This window comes from Campylobacter sp. 10_1_50 (assembly GCF_000238755.1).
Taxonomy (GTDB): Bacteria; Campylobacterota; Campylobacteria; order Campylobacterales; family Campylobacteraceae; genus Campylobacter_A; species Campylobacter_A concisus_R.
Map to the genome: position 1 here is coordinate 793,193 of NZ_JH414887.1, position 14,586 is coordinate 807,778.

A 14,586-nucleotide genomic window follows, 5' to 3' on the forward strand; every position below is an offset into this window, starting at 1 on the left:
GCAATTAGTGAAAACCATACAAGAAAATTTAAAACTTTTTTACATCGGACTAAAAGATAAAGAGCCATTTTTTTATAAAAACAAGGACCTGACCACTCATGCAGCTATCATTGGTATGACTGGAAGCGGCAAAACAGGCCTTGGTATCACGCTTTTAGAAGAGGCCTGCATAGACAACATCCCCTCTATCATCATCGATCCAAAGGGCGATATCACAAATTTAGCCCTAACTTTTCCGCAGATGAGAGCGGAGGATTTTTTACCTTATGTCGATGAAGCAGAAGCGGCAAATAAAGGTCAAAGCGTAGAGGAATTTGCTGCCGCTCAGGTCGAGCTTTGGAAAAACGGTATAGAGTCTAGCTTTCAAGACCTTGAGCGAGTAAAAATTTTAAAAGACAGTGCTAGCTTTAACATCTACACACCAAAAAGCTCATCTGGCTTAAGCGTGGCGCTACTTAGCGACTTTGCCTGCCCAAATATTAGTGACGATGAAATTTTTAGTAACTATATAAACTCACTCGCAGCGTCGGTGCTATCACTCATTGGCATGAGCTCTGAGGATATGAGCTCAAAAGAGCAGCTACTTATCTCCACTATATTTGAGACTAAATTTAAGGAGCAAAAAGACGTCAGCATCGAAGAGCTTATCAATTTCATAGTAAATCCGCCGTTTAAAAAGATAGGCGTTTTTGACGTGGATACCTTTTATCCAAGCAGTGAACGCCTAAAGCTTGCCATGAAGATAAACGCGCTCATCGCAAGCCCAAGCTTTAAGGGCTGGACGCAGGGCGTTAGACTTGAAATTTCAAAGATGCTTTTTGACGAAAATGGCAAAGCAAAGTGCAATATCTTTACGATCTCACACCTAAATGATGCTGAGAGGATGTTTTTTGTCACACTTTTACTAAACGAGATCATCGCGTGGATGCGCGGCACAGAGGGCACTAGCTCACTTAGAGCGATCCTATACATGGATGAAATTTTTGGCTTTTTTCCGCCAAACGCAAACCCTCCGTCAAAAACACCTATGCTCACGCTTTTAAAACAAGCCCGTGCATTTGGTCTTGGCTGCGTATTAAGCACGCAAAACCCAGTCGATCTTGACTACAAAGGCCTTAGCAACATCGGCACTTGGTTCATCGGCCGTCTCCAAACAGCGCAGGATAAAGCCCGCGTGATCGATGGACTAAGCGGCATCGCAGGCTCAAGCTTAGACAAAGCCTCACTTGAAAATCTCATATCAAATTTAGCCAAAAGAAATTTCTTACTCAAAAATATAAACGAGAACGGCCTAAATGTCATCTCCACGCGCTGGGCACTTAGCTATCTAAAAGGTCCGCTAAGCCGCGAGCAAATTTCAAATTTAATGAAAGATAAAAAAGAAAATTTAAGTAGTCAAAGCGTGGATAAAAGCGAGATGAAATTTAGCGCAAAACCTATCATCTCAAGTGCGATCACACAGCTTTATGCTAACTCAAAAAGTCTTACACCAAATTTGCTAGCAAGCGCAAAAGTGAGAATTTACGACGCTAAAAAGAGCATAGACAGCGTTTGTGAGGTAAGCTATCTTTACGAGCTTAGTGAAAATGACAAAGAGCCAAACTGGAGTGAGGCTAGCGAAGGCATGCGCGTTGATGCGAGCGAAAATGAGCCAAGCGGCGCAAGCTTTGCAGCTGTGCCAAATTTCATAACGAGCGCTAAAAATTTTGACGCTTTAGAGAAAGATTTTAAAGAATTTTTGTATAGAAATTTCAAATTTAACACCTTTGAGGCGATGGGAATTTACTCAAAAGAAAACGAGTCAAAAGAGGAGTTTTTCATAAGACTTCAAGATAAGTGCAATGAAATTTTAGAAGAGCAAACCGCAAAGCTCACGGCTAAATTTGAAAAAGAGCAAAAAAGCTTGCAAGATAAGCTAAACAAAGCCCTTGCAAAGCTTGATAAAGAGCAAAAAGAGATGACTACAAGCGGCCTTGATGCGGCTATAAATATAGGCGCAAGTATATTTGGAGCGATATTTGGCAACAAGCTCTTATCTCGCCAAAATGCTGGCAAGATCGCATCAAGTGCTAGAAGTGCAAACAAGGTCTTAAAAGAGCGAAGCGACGTCAAGCTTAGCGAGCAAAGCGTAAATGATATAAGCTTAGCCATAAGCGAGCTTGAGGAGAAATTTGCACAAGAGTGCGATGCGCTAAAAGAGGCAAATGATGTTAAAAACATCACGATAAACGAAACGCAAATTTCGCCAAAGAAAAGCGACATCTACGACGAAAAAATCGTGCTTTTGTGGAGATGATTTATAAAAAAATTAGTATTTTTTTAATATCATTTCTCTTTAAATTTAAAAGGTAAAATATGCAAAATTTAATACTTTATGCCGTTAGCTACCTGCTTGGCAGCATCCCATCAGGGCTCATACTAGCAAAAATTTTCGGACATGTTGATATAAAAAAAGAGGGCAGCAAAAGCATAGGCGCGACAAATGTTTTAAGGGTTTTAAAGCAAACAAACCCAAAACTCGCAAAAAAGCTAGCCATTTTAACCGTAGTTTGTGACGTGTTAAAGGGCATTTTGCCACTCATCATAGCCTCATCTCTTGGAGCTAGCCAAAGCGTGCTTTGGACGATGGCAGTTTTAAGCGTTGCGGGGCATTGTTTTTCTATATTTTTAGGCTTTCAAGGTGGCAAAGGCGTGGCAACTGGGGCTGGCGTGCTCGCATTTTTCTTACCAGTTGAAATCATCATCGCTCTTGTCGTTTGGTTTTTGGTCGGTAAATTTTTAAAGATAAGTTCGCTTGCATCACTTTGTGCGCTGATAGCTCTCATCGCATCAAGCTTTATCATCCACCCAGAGCTTGATGAAATTTACACTCACGCACCGATCCTTATCATCGCATTTTTGGTAGTTTATAAACACATACCAAATATCGTTCGCCTGCTTTCAGGCAAGGAGCAAAAAGTCGTATGAAAAGTGAAATAACAACGATCATTAAGGATTATAAATTTCAAACCGTTATCGGGATGTTTAACTTTGAGCGAGTTGCAAAGCAAGAGGTAAAAGTAAGCTTAGAATTTCGCTCAACTAGCTTGATTGATTATGTTTTGGTGGCGGATTTTATAAAAGAATTTTACAATGAGATGAAATTTCAAAGCGTAGAAGAGTCACTAGAAGCAACCTGCAAAGCGCTAAAAGAGAGGTTTAGCTCGCTTACTAGCTTAGATATGGAGATTTTAAAAACCGAGATTTTACCAAATGCAATTGTCGGTGCAAAAATCAGCACTGTTTTTTAAAAATTTATTAAAGTATCTTGAAATATTTCTTAATTTATGATACAATCGACCATAAATTTTAGTTTAAGGAAAAGAAATGCGTATTTTAATAGTAGAAGACGAAGTAACGCTAAATAAGACGATTGCTGAGGGGTTGCAAGAGTTTGGTTATCAGACAGATAGCTCTGAAAATTTCAAAGACGCTGAGTACTACATCGGCATCAGAAACTACGACTTAGTTTTGACTGACTGGATGCTTCAAGATGGTGACGGCGTCGATCTTATAAACATCATAAAACATAAATCTCCACGCACTTCAGTTGTAGTTCTTTCTGCAAAAGACGACAAAGAGAGCGAGATAAAAGCACTTAGAGCTGGCGCTGATGACTACATCAAAAAACCATTTGATTTTGACATTTTAGTAGCTAGACTAGAGGCTAGACTACGCTTTGGCGGCACAAATATCATCAAAATAGACGAGCTCATCATCAACCCTGACGAAGAGAAGATCACATATCTTGGCCGCGACATCGAGCTAAAAGGTAAACCATTTGAGGTGCTAACTCACCTTGCAAGGCACTCAGACCAGATCGTCTCTAAAGAGCAACTACTTGACGCTATCTGGGAGGAGCCAGAGCTCGTAACTCCAAACGTTATCGAGGTTGCTATCAACCAAATTCGCCAAAAAATGGACAAACCGCTAAATATTTCAACAATAGAAACTGTTAGAAGACGCGGATATAGATTTTGCTTTCCCAAAAAAGCTTAAGAAATAGATTTATACTGCAATTAGCATCTGGTGCGATGATGCTAATTGCCGTTGTTTCGGTGATGCTCTATCACTACATAAGAGTCACCGTTTTTCAAAGCGTAGTTAGTGAGCTAAACCAGCAAGCCACAGCTTACAAAAACAATCCACAAAATTTCAATCCTAACAATCTAAAAACTTTCACTATAGAAATCCCAAACAAAACTCTAGCCACCGTAAAAGCGGGCGAGCTTAAAGGCGAAAAGCCCTACCTTGTGATGCAAAAGATAAAAGATAAGAGCATAACCACTCTAACAACAAGGCTAGATGACAGTAGCTACTTAGTCCTAGAAAAAGAGACGACGCTTCAAAGCCAGATAGTCGAAGAAATTTTTATAGATATTATAATCGTAAACGTCACAGCGATACTTTTGGTGCTATTTTATGCACTATTTTTATCAAGAATGCTTTTAATACCTATAAAAATTTTAAGTCACAAGCTTACAAATTTAGATGAGAAATTTCTAAAAGAGATCGACATCAAAAGCTTGCCAGACGAGTTTTTGCCACTTGGTAATAGCATAAATAGACTAATTTCTCGCATACAAACTTTTGTCTTATACCAAAAAGAGCTCTTTGTAGGCGTTGCACACGAGCTAAAGACGCCACTTGCCGTCATGAAAACCAAAAACGAAGTTACGCTTTTAAAACCACGCGAGAGCGAAAAATACATAGAAGCGCTAAAATCAAACAACGAAGCAATCAACGGCATGAACGCTATGATAGGCTCTGTCCTTGAGATAGGTCGTCAAGAGGGCGCGCAGTTTGAAGAGCCGGTAAATACCGACGTGATCGCATTTTTGAAAAAACTAGGCAAAAACTACGAGGTACTCGCAAAAGGTGAAGAAAAAAATCTCGCACTCGATCTAAAGCCTGAAATTTTTAACCTAAATATCCAAACCAGCCTACTAACTCACATCGTGCAAAATTTCGTCCAAAATGCTATCAAATTTTCTCCAAAAAATAGCACGATTACGATTAGCTCAAGGGTTGAAAAGAACAAATTTATCATTGAAGTAACCGACGAAGGCGTGGGCATAGACGAGAGCAAGGACTTGTTTGCTCCATTTAAAAGATACGGCAATAAAGGTGGTGCTGGACTTGGACTATTTCTCGCAAAGGGCGCAGCACAGGCACTTGGCGCTGAGATATCTATCAAAAATAGAGAGAACACAAACGGAGCAGTTGCAAGCCTCGTTTTAAATTTAAAAGGATAAAAAATGGCAAAGAGAACCGCAGTGATCGATCTTGGCTCAAATTCTATGCGTATGGCGATATTTGAGCGCACATCACGCTTAGCATTTTTTATACTAGCTGAATACAAAACCAAAGTGCGACTGGGCGAAGGTGGATACGGCTCAAACAACGAAATTTCAGAAGCTTCAATGCAAAAAGCGATCAAAGCTTTTGGCGAATTTGATAGCATCATAAAAAGCTACAAATGCTCCAAAGTCCTATGTGTCGGCACTTCAGCGCTTAGAGATGCTCCAAACTCAGGCGTTTTAATCTCGCTTTTAAGAAAAAAACTTGGCATAAATTTAAAAGTAATTGACGGCAAAGAGGAGGCTACTTTTGGAGCGATAGCGGCTAAAAATTTACTTCATAATCTAGCCGAGTGCGTCACTATCGACATCGGCGGAGGCTCGACCGAGCTTGCTAGGATAAGTAACGGCAAGATAATAGATGTCCTCTCGCTTGATATAGGCACAGTGAGGCTAAAAGAGCTATTTTTTGATAAGAAAAATTTAAACAAACTACCTAAATTTCTGTCGCAGATCACAGCGCAGATAGATGAGCGATTTAAGTGTCCAAATTTAATAGCTATCGGCGGCTCTTTAAGAGCGATCTCATCGGCCATAATGAGCAAAAATTTATATCCGCTCTCATCACTACATGGCTTTTGCTACAAACTTAGCGACGAGCAAGCCTACATCGAGAGCATCGCAAACGTTAGCGTGCTTGAACTAAATAAATTCCCTATAAAAAAAGATAGATACGATACCATCAGAGAGGGCGCACATATATTTTTAGCCCTTGCCAAGGCGCTAAATGCCAAAAATGTCATCACAAGTGGCGTTGGCGTAAGAGAGGGCGTCTTTTTAAAAGACTTTTTGCGTCCAAGTCTTAAATTTCCAGAAAATTTTAACCCAAGCGTCAAAAGCCTACAAGACCGCTTCATCCTCTCTTGCAACAAAGCCGTGGCAAGATACGCAAAGGATATTTTTGTGGCGCTTAAAAAGCTTCATGGGCTGAATGAGAGCTATATTGAGACGCTGCTAATTGCTGCAAAGCTCCACAACGTCGGTCAAGAGATAGGCTTTTACGGCGATCACAAAAACTCGGCTTATATCATACTAAATGCCCTAAACTACGGCTTCTCACACGAGCAAAAGGCACTAATAGCCGCAGTCATCGGCACAAATGGCAAGAAAAATATTTATGAGTTTGAAAAGTATAAAAATTTATTGCCAAAGGCTGAGTGTGTAAGGTGGCTAAGCTTCATCCTTGCGCTAGCCAAGGCACTTGATATAACCTGTGAGAAGCTAAATTTAAGCTTTGAGTTTAGCGGCCACACACTAAAAATAGATGGCGCAAAAGAATTTGCCATGGCAAAAGAAGAGATAAAAAAGATCGCAAAACCTGAAATTTTTGCCATTTCGTTTGTATAAGTCAAAAAGTTAGCGGTCAAATTTATAAATTTATTTTCTAAAAATAGGAGGTGGGTAAAGGCTTCTATTTTGCTTTGTAGGCTTGCAATGCAAGTCAAATACGAAGTTCGTACGCCTTACCCACTCTTTTTATCCTTCAGCACACGTTCAAAGTATGCAATAGTGCCAGAGAGCCATGTTTTTAGTGTGTCAAACAAATTTTAAAATTTCATGAACGAGTAATTTCGGCTCTAAAATTTGAGCTAAGCGGTAAGCGAAGCCAAATTTTAGTAGTCAATTCTTGTGAGTGAGTGAAATTTTAAAATTTGCAAAGACAGCTTGACTAAATTTGTAAATTTCTTTTTATTCAAAAGGGAGACAAGGGGACTTGAATTACGAAGCCGTCCCCTTATCCCCCTTTTTAAATCCCCTGTCTGCTTGCAGTTACGAGACGAAGTCGAAGTAAAAACCCCTCGCACATTCAAAGGGGCATGCAATAGTGCTAAAGCACTGCATGCGGTTTATTGAAATTCTAGTAAATTTTCAAATTTATGAGCGAGCATATCACGGCTCTAAATTTAGTGCTAAACGAAGTGCAGCCTAAATTTAGTAGTCTGCTAAGGCGAGTGAGTAAGATTTTAAAATTTCATGAACGAGTAATTTCGGCTCTAAAATTTGAGCTAAGCTGTAAGCGAAGCCAAATTTTAGTAGTCAATTCTTGCGAGTGAATGGAATTTTAAAATTTGCAAGTATAAATTTAGATTTTTGTTTCTCTGTTAAGGGGGAAGAAGCTTGAATTACGGTCTGCTTACAGTTGCGAGCTAGCGAAGCAAAGAAGCTCCCTCTCTCTCCTTAACAATCCCTTGTCTGCTTGCAGTTACGAGACGAAGTCGAAGTAAAGCCCGACGACGTTAGAGGTGCATGCAATAGTGCTTCGCACTGCATGAGCCTTATATGAGAGAATTTATAGCAAATTTTAAAATTTGTGAAAATGCTCTTCTAAATTTTTAAATTTAGTAGCGAAGCGCAACTAAAATTCCCCGCTCATTTTGTCTTTGTAGTTATTTAGGCTATTTTGGCGCTCTTGCAAAAATGAGCCAAGTTTCTTCTTATTTTCTTCAAAGAAAACTGCAAAGTCCTGCTCATTTTGGATCTTCTCCTCGCCAAAGTTATCAAGCATGACGTTTGAGCTGCCAACTATCACTAGATAGCGTCTATTTTCGTAGCTTAGAAGCATTAGCTTGTTTGTGCGATCAAGGTATTTTTCATAGATGATATTGACGCCGCTATTTTGGTTTTTAAGCAGCCAGTTCATCGACTTTGTGTCGTTTTGTGGTTGATTTTGTGGCGTTTTGAACCCGCTAAAATCACTACTTTTTGAAGTGATATATCTTTTAAAAACATATAAAAATATAAGAAGCGCGATGAGCACACTTAGGACGATGAAGTATCTCGAATCAATATTAACCATAGGTTCATTTTCTGTCTTTGGCGTGCTAGCAGTTTCTATCTTTGCGCTAGCTTGTGGCATATTTTGCACTTGCGTTTTTGTGTTTTTTAGTGTCACTCTGATGCGAAGCCCGAAGCTATCTGTTGTCTTTGAAGCATTTACGATGATCGCATCGTTTGAGCGTAAATTTAAAACTAAAGAGTTTTGCTTTGGCTCTATCTCAAGCTCTTGAATGATCTTTGAGTTTATATCCTTGCTCGCGCTTTGATCGTAGCTTAGAGAATTTAGTATCAAAGAGGTCGTATCTTTTTCACGCTTTTGAAAGATATTGCCCTCATACGGCGCATCAAAGCTAAGCATGATATCGACCCTGTCGATGCGCTCATAGATGTTGTATGTTAGCAAGTTTGAGGCAAAGATCTGCGTAGCAAAAAGCACAAAAAATAGTATAAATTTCATAAAAGTTCTTTTTTGAAGTACTGAATAACTGACTTTGAGTCCAAAATTTCATTTATCCTGATGGCTAAATTTTTCTCATAAACCATTACTTCGCCTTTTCCAAAAATTCTATTATTTATATATAGCTCCACGCTCTCGCCAGCTGGTTTTTCGAGGTCTATGACCGAGCCAGCTTCAAATTTCAAAAGCTCATTTATGCTAACTGTGGTAGTTCCTAGCTCAGCTATAAAATCAACGCTTATATCCATAAGCTCGTCATAGCTCTTAAAAAGCCCTAGCTGTTCTAGTGTCTCTATCGCACCTTCGTCGTTCATTGTATCTTGTAGCCTATTTGAAATGTTCTATTTTTTATCTTATATATAAATTTCTCTTTTAGCTTTATGCCAAAATTCTCAACCTCACCTAAAAACTCAGGCGTTCCGAGTTTATAAGCATTTGGCTCTTTTTCATTTAGTAGATTTTTAGCCTTGCCGATGATTTGATTAGCTATCTCTTTGCAAAGATCGTCCAGATCGCCACCATCAACATCTTCGTGACCAAAAAAGGCATTCATGAAAATTTTTAAAGTATCTTTTTTAAAAAATAGATAAAACTGATACTCGCTTTTGCCCTTATAAACTGGTATGCTAGCCCCGTAAAATCCCTTACCAAGGCTCTTGCCAAACTCTAAATCCAGCCCCAAAGTATCCTTGCAAAGATAGCTCGTGGCTTCATCTATAACTTTTCTCATATCTCTTCCTTAAGACTTGAAATGCGCGTTAATTATACTTTGGCTTTACTAAATTAGCTATAAATTTATTAAGCATTTTAAAAGAGTTTATCGACCTCTTTAACTAGCTCTTTTGCGCTAAATTTGGCGCAAAGCTTGACTATTTGCGTGCCTATGATCGCAGCGTCAGCATATTTTTTCACTTCACTAACATCATCTTTATTTTTGATACCAAAGCCCACAGCCACTGGCAGATCGCTCTTTTTCTTAAGCTCTAGGACTAAATTTTTTATCCTATCTTCATCGGCTCTTTTTGAACCACTAACGCCGATAGCACCTAGCACGTAGATAAATCCTGAGCCAAATTTTAATATCTCATCCGCCCTGTCCCCAGAGGTGACGCTGATAAGTGGCACAAGGCATAAATTTAGCTCCTTGCACTTTAGAGCAAACTCCTCACACTCCTCACAAGGCAGATCCGGCACGATAAAGCCACTAACTCCTGCTTCACGTGATCTTTTTAGAAATTTATCCACGCCATAAGCAAAGATGATGTTGTAATAAACTAGAAAAACAAGTGGCTTTGTCACTTTTGCCTTGCAGCCCTCAAGCATATCAAAGACAACGTCGGTATTTACGCCACTTTGAGCTGTCTCAAAGCTAGCTTGTGCGATGAGCTTGCCATCAGCCAGCGGATCAGAGTATGGGATGCCGATCTCGACTAGATCAAGCGTGCTCTCATCTAAATTTTCTAAAAATTCCTTCGTTTTTTCTAGGTTTGGATATCCAGCCACGATGTAGCCGATGTTTGCCTTTTTGCCGTTAAATGCGCTTTTGATCTTATCCATAAATTTTTCCTTTTTCGTAGCCGATAACTGTGTTTATATCCTTATCGCCCCTGCCTGAGATATTTACGACGATGACGCTTTTTTTATCAAGTTTTGGGCAAAGTTTCTCCAGATACGCCACTGCATGCGCGCTCTCGATGGCTGGGATGATGCCCTCCATCTTGCTTAGAAAATACAAGGCATTTATGCACTCATCGTCGGTTACAGCTTCATATCTTACCCTTTTGATGTCGTTTAGGTGGGCGTGCTCTGGACCGATGCCTGGGTAGTCAAGGCCTGCTGAGATGCTATGCACTGGTGAGATCATGCCGTACTCATCTTGCAAGACGGTCGTTTTCATGCCGTGGATGATGCCGGTTTTGCCTTTGCTAAGCGTAGCTGCGTGATAAGGCGTATCTATGCCAAGGCCACCAGCTTCTATACCTACTAAATTTACGCTCTTATCGTCCAAAAACGCACTAAAAATGCCAATAGCATTACTGCCGCCGCCAACGCAGGCGATGACGTAGTCGGCCTTTTTGCCGTAGTCTGCAAGCTGAGCTTTTGCCTCTGTGCCGATCACGCTTTGAAAGTCACGCACGATCTTTGGATATGGGTGTGGGCCAACGGCTGAGCCGATGACGTAAAATGCGCTCTCTATCTCATTTACCCACGCTTGTATGGCCGCTGTGGTCGCCTCTTTTAGTGTTTTTAGCCCGTCTTCTACGCTCACCACCTTTGCACCAAGAAGCTGCATACGAAAGGCATTTAGCTGCTGTCTAGCCACGTCTGTAGCTCCCATATAGACGTCGCACTCTAGCCCCAAAAGTGCCGCTGCAGTCGCTGTTGCCACGCCGTGCTGACCAGCTCCAGTCTCAGCTAAAATTTTCTTTTTACCCATTTTTTTAGCAAGCAGCGCTTGAGCTAGGGCGTTATTTATCTTGTGCGCGCCCGTGTGGTTTAGATCCTCACGCTTGAGGTAAATTTCATGTCCGTAGTGCTCGCTTAAGCGCTTTGCAAAAAAGAGCGGACTAGGCCTACCAACGTAGTTTTTCAAAAGATCATCAAGCTCGTCTTTAAACTCTTTTGTCTTTGCGATGCTCTCATAAGCATTTTCTAACTCATCAAGGGCAAACATCACCGTCTCAGGCACAAACTGCCCGCCAAATTTTCCAAAATATGCTTTAGTGTTCATCTTCTACCTCACCTATGATCTTTAAAATTCTCTCTATCTTTTGCGCATATTTTATGCCGTTTTCGTCCTCGACTTTGGAGTTGATATCGACTAGATATGGCCTAAATTTCAGCGCCTCTTTTATGTTGTGCTCGCCTATGCCACCAGCTATGCCAAATTTAAATTTAACCTCTTTTAAAATTTCCCACTCAAAGCTAGTGCCGTTTCCTCCAGCATTTTCACCCTTGCAGTCAAAAAGCGCCATGTCAAAATGCTTAAAATCAACCTCTGGCAAGCTATCTTTCACGCTAAAAACCTGCCAAATCTCAAGCCCCATGTCTTTTAAATTTGCACCTAAATTTTCACTCACCACTCCATGCACCTGAGCCACGTCAAGACCAGCAAACTGGCAAATTTCCATTATCTCACAATCACTTTGCTCCGCAAAAACACCAACCACTTTTTTGCCCTTGCTGTGAGCAAATTTCGCTATCTGCCTAGCTAAATTTAGCTCGACCTTTCTTTTGCTTTTAGCAAATATCAGCCCTATAAAATCAACATCCAAAGCACAAACCGCACTCGCCTCATCTAGCGTTTTGATGCCACAAATTTTAACTAGCGCCATTAGCCCCAGCCTTTATAAACTCTTCATAAAATTTATACGCCTTGCCAGAATTTATCGCTTCAAGCACTATTTTTTTGGCTTCGTCTGGGCTCTTTGCGCCATCAGCCGCGTAGAGCGCAAACATCGCGTTAAAGACCACGATGTCAAATTTCGCCCCCTGCTCCTCGCCTTTTAGCGTGCGTATCAAAGTTTTAGCGTTTTCTTCAGGTGTGCCGCCCTCGATGTCGCTATGAAGCGCTCTTTTAAAGCCAAACTGCTCTGGCGTGATGCTGTATTCAAAAATTTCGCCATTTTTTAGCTCCACAACGCTTGTTTCACTACAAAGCGTTATCTCGTCTAGTCCGTCATCGCCGCGGACGACCAAAGCGTGCTTTCTGCCAAGGATCTTAAGCGTTTGGGCGTAGAGTTTTAAAACAGGCTTATGATAGACGCCAACTAGCTGGTTTGTAAGGTTTAAATTTGGATTTAAAAGCGGTCCAAGCACGTTAAATACGGTCCTTATGCCAAGTCTTTGGCGTACCTCTCTCACCTCACCAACTAGCGGGTGGAAAAATGGCGCGTGGAAAAAGGCTAAATTTTTACTAGCTAAATTTTCACGCTGTTTTGCCAGTGATTTTTCACTTTTTACGCCTAAAATTTCAAGCACATCAGAGCTGCCTGACTTGCTTGAAACTGCCTTGTTACCGTGCTTTGCAACCTTTATGCCAAGGCTTGCAAGGATAAATGCAACTGTAGTTGAGATATTTATCGTCTTAAAGCCGTCGCCGCCAGTGCCGCAAAGATCGATCATAGGCGTATCGTCGCGGTAAGTTTGCGAGTATTTTAAGATATTTTTTGCAAGCGCAGCAAGGCTTTTTGGGTAAAGACTCTTTTCGCTAATTAGCACCAAAAGGGCTGAAAGCTGCACGATCTCGTACTCTTTGCTAGCTATTATCTCGCAAATTTGCTCAAAGTCGCTATCATCAAGCGGGATGTTTTCTTGAAGCTTGATAAGATATGGCTTAAGTGAGCGAATTTTTGGCTCTTTTACCTCTTCTTTTGCCTTGTAATTTACAAAATTTTCAACGATCTTTTTGCCGTATTGCGTGAAGTAGCTCTCAGGGTGAAACTGGATGCCAAATATCGGCTTATCTTTAACGCTAAGCGCCATAACTACGCCATCATCACTCACCGCATCAGCGCTTAAGCTAGCTGGGAGCTCATCGACATAGAGCGAGTGGTAGCGCATAACCTCAAAGTGCTCAGGCAGCCCTGCAAATAGCGGCTCTTTGTTTTTCACGTCGATAAATGAGGTCTTACCGTGAAGTGGGTCGTCTAGTCTTTTTATCTTTGCGCCAAAACTAAGCCCTATGGCTTGGTGTCCAAGGCAAATGCCAAGCACTGGCACGCCAAGGTCTGCTTTTAAAATTTCTAGGCAAACTCCGCTATCTTTTGGGTGCTTTGGTCCTGGGCTTAGGATGATCTTACTTGGGTTTAGTTTTTTGATCTCTTCAAGCGTTATCTTGTCGTTTCTAACGCATCTAACCTCTTCATTAGTGAGCTCTTTTACGTATTGCTCGACGTTGAAGACAAAACTATCGTAGTTATCTATAAGTAAAATCAATCTCTATCCTTTTAAATTTAGCGGCGACCGCACGGACTAAATATTATAAATTTAGGTGAGATTATAACTAAAAGAAATTTTAATTAGGCTTTTGTGCGGCTCTCGTAGGCTTTTAGGAGTGAGAGCATATCGACATTTTCTAAATTTACGCCAGTTGGCACGCCCTGAGCGATCTTGCTAAATGAAATTTCACTCATGCCAAGCTTATCCTCGACGTAAAGCATGAGCGCGTCTGAATTTAACCCCGGCGTAAAGGCAAAGACGACCTCTTTTGAGCCATTTTGCTTGATAGCGCTTCGCAGCCTCTCTATGGCGTCCTCGTCGATCTCGTCAAGCACGAAGTAAAGGCCGTTGTAGATGCCATTTTGCTCAAAAACCAAGATATCTTTTGGGCTCTCAACTAGCAAGATGACCTCGCTGTCCCTGCTCTCGTCGCTGCAAATGTCGCAAATTTCATTTTCGCTTAGCCCACCACAACGCTCACAGCGCTTGATAAACCTTACCGCATCTTCGATATTTTGCGCGAGCCTTAGCCCTGCAAAGCTATCTTGCATGCAGACAAAGTAGGCAAATCTCGCGGCTGATTTTTTACCGACACCTGGCAGCTTGGCAAATGACTCAGTTAGCTCATTAAATTTCTCTAAGCCCCTTTTCATGCGCGTTTTGCCTTTGCTCGAAGTAAAATTTTAAAGACGTGATAGCCGTCTTCGTAGTCGTAAGTAAGCTCAAATTTTTGCATCTGGCAAATTTGCTCGATGATGTAAAGTCCAAGCCCCATGCCACTCCCAGCACTCACCTTGTCACCACGCACAAAGGCTTGTTTGTAGTAATCAATCGGGTGATTTAGCTTTTTGCCTAAATTTTTAACCGCTATAAATTCGCTATCGCAGATCAAGATGGCTTTCTTATCCTCCGCGTATTTTAGGGCATTGTCTATCAAATTTTTAATCGCTAAGCTAAAAAGCTGAAAATCCACTCTTAATAAGCCCCTTTTCATGCGCGTTTTGCCTTTGC

At 41.0% G+C, this 14,586-nt stretch carries 15 protein-coding genes; 6 read left to right on the forward strand and 9 right to left on the reverse strand.

Going from position 1 to position 14,586, the window contains the following annotated elements:
* The first annotated feature begins 7 nt into the window (after positions 1-7).
* From HMPREF1019_RS04015 to HMPREF1019_RS04040, 6 genes are all read left to right on the forward strand, one after another.
* Positions 8-2,296: an ATP-binding protein gene (locus HMPREF1019_RS04015; RefSeq protein ID WP_009294381.1), complete on the forward strand. Its 2,289-nt coding sequence runs from the start codon at positions 8-10 to the stop codon at positions 2,294-2,296.
* Between the two features lie 59 nt (positions 2,297-2,355).
* Positions 2,356-2,967, forward strand: coding sequence for a glycerol-3-phosphate 1-O-acyltransferase PlsY (gene plsY / locus HMPREF1019_RS04020; protein ID WP_009294382.1), 612 nt, complete (start codon positions 2,356-2,358; stop codon positions 2,965-2,967).
* Complete coding sequence (locus tag HMPREF1019_RS04025) at positions 2,964-3,290, forward strand: dihydroneopterin aldolase (RefSeq protein ID WP_009294383.1); 327 nt, start codon at positions 2,964-2,966, stop codon at positions 3,288-3,290. The genes plsY and HMPREF1019_RS04025 overlap by 4 nt, the downstream gene beginning before the upstream one ends.
* 76 nt (positions 3,291-3,366) lie before the next feature.
* Positions 3,367-4,038, forward strand: coding sequence for a homeostatic response regulator transcription factor HsrA (gene hsrA / locus HMPREF1019_RS04030; protein ID WP_002942555.1), 672 nt, complete (start codon positions 3,367-3,369; stop codon positions 4,036-4,038).
* A 38-nt stretch (positions 4,039-4,076) separates the two neighbouring features.
* Complete coding sequence (locus tag HMPREF1019_RS04035; protein ID WP_050805234.1) at positions 4,077-5,294, forward strand: sensor histidine kinase; 1,218 nt, start codon at positions 4,077-4,079, stop codon at positions 5,292-5,294.
* 3 nt (positions 5,295-5,297) lie between these two features.
* A complete protein-coding gene (locus tag HMPREF1019_RS04040; RefSeq protein ID WP_009294385.1) occupies positions 5,298-6,746 on the forward strand; it encodes a Ppx/GppA phosphatase family protein in 1,449 nt (482 codons plus the stop codon).
* Between the two features lie 1,009 nt (positions 6,747-7,755).
* Here the strand turns inward: HMPREF1019_RS04040 and HMPREF1019_RS04045 are convergent.
* The 9 genes from HMPREF1019_RS04045 to HMPREF1019_RS04085 form a co-directional block, all read right to left on the reverse strand.
* Positions 7,756-8,634, reverse strand: a complete 879-nt coding sequence (locus HMPREF1019_RS04045; RefSeq protein ID WP_009294386.1) for a hypothetical protein — start codon at positions 8,632-8,634, stop codon at positions 7,756-7,758.
* Positions 8,631-8,948, reverse strand: a complete 318-nt coding sequence (gene fliN, locus HMPREF1019_RS04050) for a flagellar motor switch protein FliN (RefSeq protein WP_002942551.1) — start codon at positions 8,946-8,948, stop codon at positions 8,631-8,633. The genes HMPREF1019_RS04045 and fliN overlap by 4 nt, the downstream gene beginning before the upstream one ends.
* Positions 8,945-9,364, reverse strand: coding sequence for a chemotaxis protein CheX (locus HMPREF1019_RS04055; protein ID WP_002942548.1), 420 nt, complete (start codon positions 9,362-9,364; stop codon positions 8,945-8,947). Before HMPREF1019_RS04055 ends, fliN begins: the two co-directional genes overlap by 4 nt.
* Before the next feature lie 77 nt (positions 9,365-9,441).
* Positions 9,442-10,191, reverse strand: coding sequence for a tryptophan synthase subunit alpha (gene trpA, locus HMPREF1019_RS04060; protein WP_009294387.1), 750 nt, complete (start codon positions 10,189-10,191; stop codon positions 9,442-9,444).
* The gene (trpB, locus tag HMPREF1019_RS04065; RefSeq protein WP_009294388.1) at positions 10,184-11,365 is read right to left on the reverse strand and encodes a tryptophan synthase subunit beta; all 1,182 of its coding nucleotides are present in this window, start codon (positions 11,363-11,365) and stop codon (positions 10,184-10,186) included. The genes trpA and trpB overlap by 8 nt, the downstream gene beginning before the upstream one ends.
* Positions 11,355-11,969 carry a phosphoribosylanthranilate isomerase gene (locus tag HMPREF1019_RS04070; RefSeq protein WP_009294389.1) on the reverse strand — a complete coding sequence of 205 codons (615 nt, stop codon included), beginning with the start codon at positions 11,967-11,969 and terminating at the stop codon, positions 11,355-11,357. The genes trpB and HMPREF1019_RS04070 overlap by 11 nt, the downstream gene beginning before the upstream one ends.
* Positions 11,956-13,572: an anthranilate phosphoribosyltransferase gene (trpD, locus tag HMPREF1019_RS04075; protein WP_009294390.1), complete on the reverse strand. Its 1,617-nt coding sequence runs from the start codon at positions 13,570-13,572 to the stop codon at positions 11,956-11,958. Before trpD ends, HMPREF1019_RS04070 begins: the two co-directional genes overlap by 14 nt.
* Positions 13,573-13,655: 83 nt before the next feature.
* Positions 13,656-14,228: a recombination mediator RecR gene (gene recR, locus HMPREF1019_RS04080; RefSeq protein WP_009294391.1), complete on the reverse strand. Its 573-nt coding sequence runs from the start codon at positions 14,226-14,228 to the stop codon at positions 13,656-13,658.
* Positions 14,225-14,569: an ATP-binding protein gene (locus HMPREF1019_RS04085; RefSeq protein ID WP_034901153.1), complete on the reverse strand. Its 345-nt coding sequence runs from the start codon at positions 14,567-14,569 to the stop codon at positions 14,225-14,227. Before HMPREF1019_RS04085 ends, recR begins: the two co-directional genes overlap by 4 nt.
* Positions 14,570-14,586 lie beyond the last annotated feature (17 nt).

What these genes read in the sequence shown, in the direction of transcription:
- plsY (WP_009294382.1), top strand. Translation starts at nt 2,356, where the DNA reads ATGCAAAATTTAATACTTTATGCCGTTAGCTACCTGCTTGGCAGCATC.
- HMPREF1019_RS04025 (WP_009294383.1), top strand. Translation starts at nt 2,964, where the DNA reads ATGAAAAGTGAAATAACAACGATCATTAAGGATTATAAATTTCAAACC.
- hsrA (WP_002942555.1), top strand. Translation starts at nt 3,367, where the DNA reads ATGCGTATTTTAATAGTAGAAGACGAAGTAACGCTAAATAAGACGATT.
- HMPREF1019_RS04035 (WP_050805234.1), top strand. Translation starts at nt 4,077, where the DNA reads ATGCTAATTGCCGTTGTTTCGGTGATGCTCTATCACTACATAAGAGTC.
- HMPREF1019_RS04040 (WP_009294385.1), top strand. Translation starts at nt 5,298, where the DNA reads ATGGCAAAGAGAACCGCAGTGATCGATCTTGGCTCAAATTCTATGCGT.
- HMPREF1019_RS04045 (WP_009294386.1), bottom strand. Translation starts at nt 8,634, where the DNA reads ATGAAATTTATACTATTTTTTGTGCTTTTTGCTACGCAGATCTTTGCC.
- fliN (WP_002942551.1), bottom strand. Translation starts at nt 8,948, where the DNA reads ATGAACGACGAAGGTGCGATAGAGACACTAGAACAGCTAGGGCTTTTT.
- HMPREF1019_RS04055 (WP_002942548.1), bottom strand. Translation starts at nt 9,364, where the DNA reads ATGAGAAAAGTTATAGATGAAGCCACGAGCTATCTTTGCAAGGATACT.
- trpA (WP_009294387.1), bottom strand. Translation starts at nt 10,191, where the DNA reads ATGGATAAGATCAAAAGCGCATTTAACGGCAAAAAGGCAAACATCGGC.
- trpB (WP_009294388.1), bottom strand. Translation starts at nt 11,365, where the DNA reads ATGAACACTAAAGCATATTTTGGAAAATTTGGCGGGCAGTTTGTGCCT.
- HMPREF1019_RS04070 (WP_009294389.1), bottom strand. Translation starts at nt 11,969, where the DNA reads ATGGCGCTAGTTAAAATTTGTGGCATCAAAACGCTAGATGAGGCGAGT.
- recR (WP_009294391.1), bottom strand. Translation starts at nt 14,228, where the DNA reads ATGAAAAGGGGCTTAGAGAAATTTAATGAGCTAACTGAGTCATTTGCC.
- HMPREF1019_RS04085 (WP_034901153.1), bottom strand. Translation starts at nt 14,569, where the DNA reads ATGAAAAGGGGCTTATTAAGAGTGGATTTTCAGCTTTTTAGCTTAGCG.